Source organism: Alteromonas sp. CH_MED4-4 (genome assembly GCF_037029575.1).
Taxonomy (GTDB): Bacteria; Pseudomonadota; Gammaproteobacteria; order Enterobacterales; family Alteromonadaceae; genus Alteromonas; species Alteromonas macleodii.
In genome coordinates this window covers 23072-29174 of record NZ_JAYMEU010000041.1, presented here as the reverse complement: position 1 = coordinate 29174, position 6103 = coordinate 23072, and the positions used below count along the sequence as shown (strand labels likewise).

Sequence of the window (6103 nt, the reverse complement as noted above, 5' to 3'; positions counted from 1 at the left end):
ATCCGTGAAGGTGGTCGTACAGTAGGTGCTGGTGTTGTATCTAAGATCCTAGACTAATCTAGACTTAGCAACACAAGGTACAAAAAAGCGCACTTAGGTGCGCTTTTTTTATGCCTGCGATTTAGTTCGTGATTGTTGTGCCCTCTGAAACACGCCATAAACTCATCCATGGGGGCTCCGACACCGCGTCCCTGCGGTGTAGGGTTTCAGAGGGCAGAACAATCACTCCCTTCTCGAAGCATATCAAAACATTTGAGGGGGAGAAGAAGTAACACGCCGTGGACCCATCCGTGCTTTTGTATTAGCGGCTTCGCAGCTGCATCCATGCAGCTGAGAGTTCTAGATTGAATAAGCGCCACCCCTTTGGCATCTATAAAGCTTGGTGAGAGGGGAACACGCCGTAAAGCCATCCTTGCTTTTATGTAAGAGCTCCGATACCGCATCCCTGCGGTGTCAGATTTAGAAAGCGATTTCCCTCTGTAATAGACATAAAAAAGCTAGGACTATGCCTAGCTTTGATATTTAGGTCGGTAGCAACAAGGGCGTTACATTCGCTCGACTTTGTAGCCTTTCGCTTTTAATAAGGCGATAACACTGTCATCGCCAACTAGGTGGCCAGCACCGACTAAGACAAATTCTTGGTCATCATCGCCAAACATGGCTTCGATTTGAGGTAGCCAGTTTTGGTTGCGCTTAGTAAAAACATCGTCGTACGAAGCGGGAGATTCACGTTTGAATGTGTCTACCACCAGTTCATCGATTTTCTTAGTATTCCCTTCTCTCCATGCTTTTATGGTGCTTTTAAGCATGTCTTTTAGCTCTGGTAGCGTTTCCAAAGTTTCAGAAATGAGGCGGTCTTCTTCACCGGCTCCCATATTGGCAAGCATACTGATTTGAAAATCTAACGATTCCAGATATTCACTGGCTTTTCCATCGCGAGCGGCTAACTGCATGAAGTAGGCATCTACACCTTGTCCAGCTAACTGAGAGCGTTGTGCTTCCATAGCTACCAGCATTGATGCAACCATGCCTGGCTTAAACTGCGCTAACTGATCGGCTGTTGCGCCAAAGTTGGCTAAATAAACATTGAGAGCCTGATAGGTCTCTTCTGAAACATCATCTTTAAGCGATTTACCGTCTTTGTAAGCAAGCCCAGCCATCATTTTTTGCTGACCTTCAATATCCGTTGGGGCAGGCATTTTTACTTCAAAAACTAATGTGTCACTCTTTTCATAGGTTTCAGTGAACTTAGCGGGCAATGGAAATTCAGAGATTGGCAGAATATGTATTGTACCACCTACATAAACCGCATCATCGCCTTTCGACACTTTCCAAACCGAGGTCTGGTCGTGCTCTACATTTCCTGCAAAGGCTGTTGCCGAAATAGCGAAACTTGCCGCCATTGCCCATTTACGAAGGGGTATTCTTTTCATTGTATATATCCTTATTAATTATTCTACCAAGATGTCTTAGAGTGTATTGGCTACATGCAGCTTAACTCTTCCTGTCTGCCCCCAAAACACACTGCGCTCTACTAGTATTTCCAATCATATCAGATGCACAACCAAGTAAGGACTGATCTTCAATACAGATTTTATTACACTTTGTTGTGTCACTTTGATGTAGAACCACTATACCTGCGGTAACACGCCGCGATCACGAACATTTTAACTCTCGCTGAGTGGGTAATTATCTTTGCGGACTGGTATAAACTATATGTTGAAGCTTCGGGCGAGTTAATACGTTACGCTATGCATTCCATATTCGGTGTAGGCTGGTAGGATTTATACATTCTTGGCACCAACTCGCTGCTTATTAACTTTAACACTTCAAAAATAATGTCAAAACCTAACGAACCAAAAACACAGACCGTTAGTGATGCTCTTAAGCATGCTATCGAAAAATTTCCAACGACACCTATCGCAGAGGTTAAGGCAACGGTACCTCAAGATGCTGCTAGTTGGCGGGAGCTCGTGCAGCAACGAAATGCGCAGCAAAAGCAAAAAATAAAGAACATGCGCAAACAATTAGATGTCAGTGTGGAATTACTGGAAATAGCCGGCGTAACAGTTCGTAAGCTCACGCCGAAAGAGGTGTCACCGCATTTTGAAAACCATGTTTATATAGACGTACATGGGGGCGCCTATGTATTTTTTGGTGGCTTACCGAGTATTGAAGAAGGGTTATTGATTGCGTCACGGTTAGGAATAACCGTATTGAGTGTAGATTACGCTATGCCGCCAAATGCCCCAGCACCTGCCGCGCTTTGTGATTTAAAAGCTGTATACCTAGCGCTTTTAGATAGCGTTGACAGTCGTCGCATCCTCGTTGGAGGGACATCTGCAGGCGCCGGGCTGGTTCTTGCGCTTATACAATCACTGGCCGCCGAGAGTATAAGCCTTCCTTGCGCTATCTATACAGGTACACCATGGGTAGATTTAACGCAGGCAGGGGATAGTCGACAAGTTAATGAAGGTGCTGATCGTGTGCTGGTTACCTACGAAGGACTTCTACAATCTGCGGCAGCGCTTTACGCTGGAACTATCGACGTATCACACCCTAGTGTTTCGCCTATTTATGGTGACTTTACTTCGTTTCCGCCTGTTTTCATCGTGGCAGGAACACGCGATCTATTTTTAAGTGATGCAGTTCGTCTGCATAGGAAAATTCGCGATTTCAAAGGTACAAGTCAACTTGAGATTGTGGAAGGACTGTCTCATGCGGAATACCTCATCGCCCATGAAACTCCAGAGTCTTATATGACTTATGATGAATTACGGGCATTTTTCTTACAGCATCTCTAGCTCAATTCTACAAAACCATACTGTTACAAAACACCTTTAGCCAATGAAAAAGAAAGCCATATAAGCTTGTACTTATTCTTAATCAACCCGCGTTTTATCAGTTCTGACTGTCAGTTTAGTGTAAATTTGTAAAAGCATATGCAAATAATAATAATTTGCATTTAGTTTGTTCTCTCTGTATTTTACTCGGTGCCAAAATTCAACTCGGTACATTTAGGCATTTAATCACACACTTAAAAGCACTAAAGGGACTTCTTTTTCATGAAGAAAATGAATACAAAAAAAAGCGCACTAGCGCTGACAGTCACCGCAGCAATACCATTTGGAACTGCACTCGCTCAACAAGAGAATACCGCAGTTCAAGAGTTAGAAACCACTAAGGTTCAAGCTACCGAAGAAGCGGGTTATAAAGTTGACGAAACCTCTTCAGTAAAGCTAACGCAACCCATCGCGAATACCCCTCGTTCGATCAACGTGATTTCAGAACGCCTTCTTGAAGATCAGGGGATTACCAACTTAAACGATGCGCTTCGAAACGTTGCAGGCGTATCAACGTTTGGTGGTGGTGAAGGTGGTGGCGGTGTCGTGTCTGCCAGCGACAAGGTCACCATTCGTGGTTTTGATGCACGCTCAAATATCTATGTAGACGGTATTCGCGATATAGCCGGTTACAGCCGCGATACCTTCAACTACGAAGCTGTAGAAGTTATCAAGGGCGGAAGCGGCTCGTTAGACGGCCGCTCTACCGGTGGTGGTAGCGTTAACCTGGCAACTAAACGTGCGCGACTTGAAGATTTTGGTGCAGTGTCAGGTCGCTATGACTCCTTCGAAAACGCACGTGTAACACTGGATTACAATAAGAAGCTTTCTGAGAATGTTGCGGGCCGTTTAAACCTGTTATACAGCGATGGCGGTGACTTCTTTGACAATGGCGTTGAGGAATACCAAACCACTGGTTTGGCGGGCTCATTACTTTATAAAGTGAATGAAGCAACAGACATAAACCTTGATGTATTTGTGATGGAGCAGGATAACGTTCCGGTGCTTGGTCTTCCCTTCCTAACTTCAGCGGCTGCAGAAGCTACAGGTCAGCCCGAAGGACCGATAGATTCGGGTTTATGGGACGAATATTACAGTGTGCCGGGCCGTGACTTCGAAGAAGTGTCGACACAAATGTACACCTTAGTTATCAATCACAAAGTCAACGATGTGGTAACGCTTCGTAGCCAAACCCGTTTTGGTAGCAACGAAAAAGAGTCAGTAATTGGTCGTCCGTGGTGGAATTCAGGTGAAGAAGCTAACCTATTGAATGCTGAGCGCTTGCAAGCATTGGACGAAGAGACTGATTTATTTGTATCACAACTAGACGCAATTCTTTCGCTTGAATCTGGGGCTTTGAAGCACCGAGTTGTACTGGGTGCAGAAGTAGCAGAAGAAGAGCGTACCAGTTTTGGTGTGACAGCAAATTATACCTATGTCGATGGGCAAGGCAATGTGTTGAAAACTCCCACCATTAACCCTTTCGACTTGCAAAATAACGTGTTTATAACAGGTGGCACAACGCGTAGCGGCAATGACACTTCTGGTGATGCGAGCACGGTAGCCTTATATCTTCTAGATACCATCAAAGTCGGTGAGCATCTTCAAGTAGACATAAACGCGCGTTACGACGATTTTGATATTTCCGGTTCTGCGTGTGGTCGACGTAGCGGTTGTTTCGATGGGCTTGACGCTCAAGACAGCTACTTTAGCTACGGTGCAGCGGTGAGCTATATGCCTACAGAAAACGGTAATATTTACCTAAGTCACAGTAATTCTAAGCAGCCGCCCGGCGTAGCGTTAGCGCTATCAACCAACGCCGCGCAAAATGCGGTAAGGCCTGAAAATGCAGTAACCACTGAACTTGGTGTGAAATGGCAGTTCTTTAACGACCAGCTGCTTGTTAGCGGTGCTGTGTTTGAAACTACGAAAGACGTGGTCGATTCACAAAATATTGAAGACGGTGTCACAGTGTATTCGCTAGCGGGTGAGCAAGAGTCTAAAGGCTATGAAGTCAGCGTTACAGGTATGCTAACGGACTCAATATCAATCTCTGCAAACTATGCGAGTTTAGATACTGAAGTTACCCAGGACACGACAGCGGATTCTATCGGTAACGGTCTACAAGCGTCGCCAGATGACACGGCTAACATTTGGGTTAATTATGCTGCAATGGATAACAAACTGAATGTGGGCGGTGGTATCTATTACAACTCTGGTGAAACCTACTGGCGCAGAAATACGGCTTATTTCACGGTCGATTCTTACACTACGCTTTTCCTAATGGCATCTTATCAAGTCACTGAAGACCTGAAACTTCAGTTAAACGTTGATAACTTAACAGATGAAGAATATGTGGTGGATTACAGCGCTAAAGGGCACTTCCGTCCGGGTAACCCACGAAGTGTAGCTGTTTTTGCTAACTATACTTTCTAATTAAGTATTCGCTATCATAAAACCAGCCTTAGGTAACAAGACCTCTGGCTGGTTTTTTATATTCACTCGCTTTGCCACAAAGGGAACAACATGCTGGTTAGAATTGAGAACTTCCTTACCAAACAAGAAGTCACCGATGCGGTGTCGCTTCTTGAGAAAGCCGATTGGGTTGATGGCGCTGTAACAGCGGGGCATTTAGCGTTACATGCTAAGAAAAACCAGCAGTTACCAGAAGATTCTCCCACGGCACGTCAGCTCGGAGATTTCATTTTGAGCTTGATGGGGCAGTCGCAGCATATTCTAGCAGCAGGACTACCAAACAAAATATATCCTCCCATGTTTAACTGTTATCAGAGTGAAGGAGAGTTTGGCGATCATATCGACAATACCATTCGGCGAGTGGCAGGAACCGCTGTAAAGGTTCGTACAGATATCTCAATGACGGTTTTTCTCAGTGAGCCCGAAGAATACGAAGGGGGAGAACTCGTAATCCAAGATACCTATGGAGAACAGCGTGTGAAATTCGCGGCGGGCGATATGGTAATGTACCCTTCAACCAGTTTACATAGAGTGACGCCAGTTACAAAAGGCCGTCGACTCGCGTCTTTTTTTTGGATGCAGAGTTTAGTAAGAAGTGCTGAACAACGCCGTATTCTGTACGACTTAGATATGAGTATTCAGGCACTTAGCGCCGAGACTCCAAATAACGCTGAAATTGTCAGGCTTTCGGGTGTGTATCATAATCTGTTAAGACAGTGGAGTGAAACCTAAGCTAATAGACCTGCAAGTAGTGCGTGTTTGCGCGGTGAAATTATCTAAGGAAT

4 protein-coding genes are annotated in these 6103 nt (G+C 45.0%); 3 read left to right on the top strand and 1 reads right to left on the bottom strand.

All coding sequences use genetic code 11. The features are described 5' to 3' along the window. Positions 1-545: 545 nt before the first annotated feature. Positions 546-1433 (bottom strand): TraB/GumN family protein, encoded by an 888-nt coding sequence (locus WA381_RS19605; RefSeq protein ID WP_156087066.1) that lies wholly within the window; start codon positions 1431-1433, stop codon positions 546-548. 405 nt (positions 1434-1838) lie between these two features. Here WA381_RS19605 and WA381_RS19600 point away from each other — a divergent pair, with 405 nt between their 5' ends. The 3 genes from WA381_RS19600 to WA381_RS19590 all read left to right on the top strand — a co-directional run bounded on the left by WA381_RS19600 (position 1839) and on the right by WA381_RS19590 (position 6050). Continuing rightward, positions 1839-2804, top strand: a complete 966-nt coding sequence (locus WA381_RS19600; RefSeq protein WP_156087064.1) for an alpha/beta hydrolase fold domain-containing protein — start codon at positions 1839-1841, stop codon at positions 2802-2804. Positions 2805-3065: 261 nt separating this feature from the next. After that, positions 3066-5279, top strand: a complete 2214-nt coding sequence (locus WA381_RS19595) for a TonB-dependent receptor (protein WP_156087062.1) — start codon at positions 3066-3068, stop codon at positions 5277-5279. Between the two features lie 90 nt (positions 5280-5369). Continuing rightward, positions 5370-6050, top strand: coding sequence for a Fe2+-dependent dioxygenase (locus WA381_RS19590; RefSeq protein ID WP_156087060.1), 681 nt, complete (start codon positions 5370-5372; stop codon positions 6048-6050). Positions 6051-6103 lie beyond the last annotated feature (53 nt).

Excerpts from the sequence above, each read along its gene's own strand:
- WA381_RS19605 (WP_156087066.1), bottom strand. The coding sequence starts at position 1,433 with ATGAAAAGAATACCCCTTCGTAAATGGGCAATGGCGGCAAGTTTCGCT.
- WA381_RS19600 (WP_156087064.1), top strand. The coding sequence starts at position 1,839 with ATGTCAAAACCTAACGAACCAAAAACACAGACCGTTAGTGATGCTCTT.
- WA381_RS19595 (WP_156087062.1), top strand. The coding sequence starts at position 3,066 with ATGAAGAAAATGAATACAAAAAAAAGCGCACTAGCGCTGACAGTCACC.
- WA381_RS19590 (WP_156087060.1), top strand. The coding sequence starts at position 5,370 with ATGCTGGTTAGAATTGAGAACTTCCTTACCAAACAAGAAGTCACCGAT.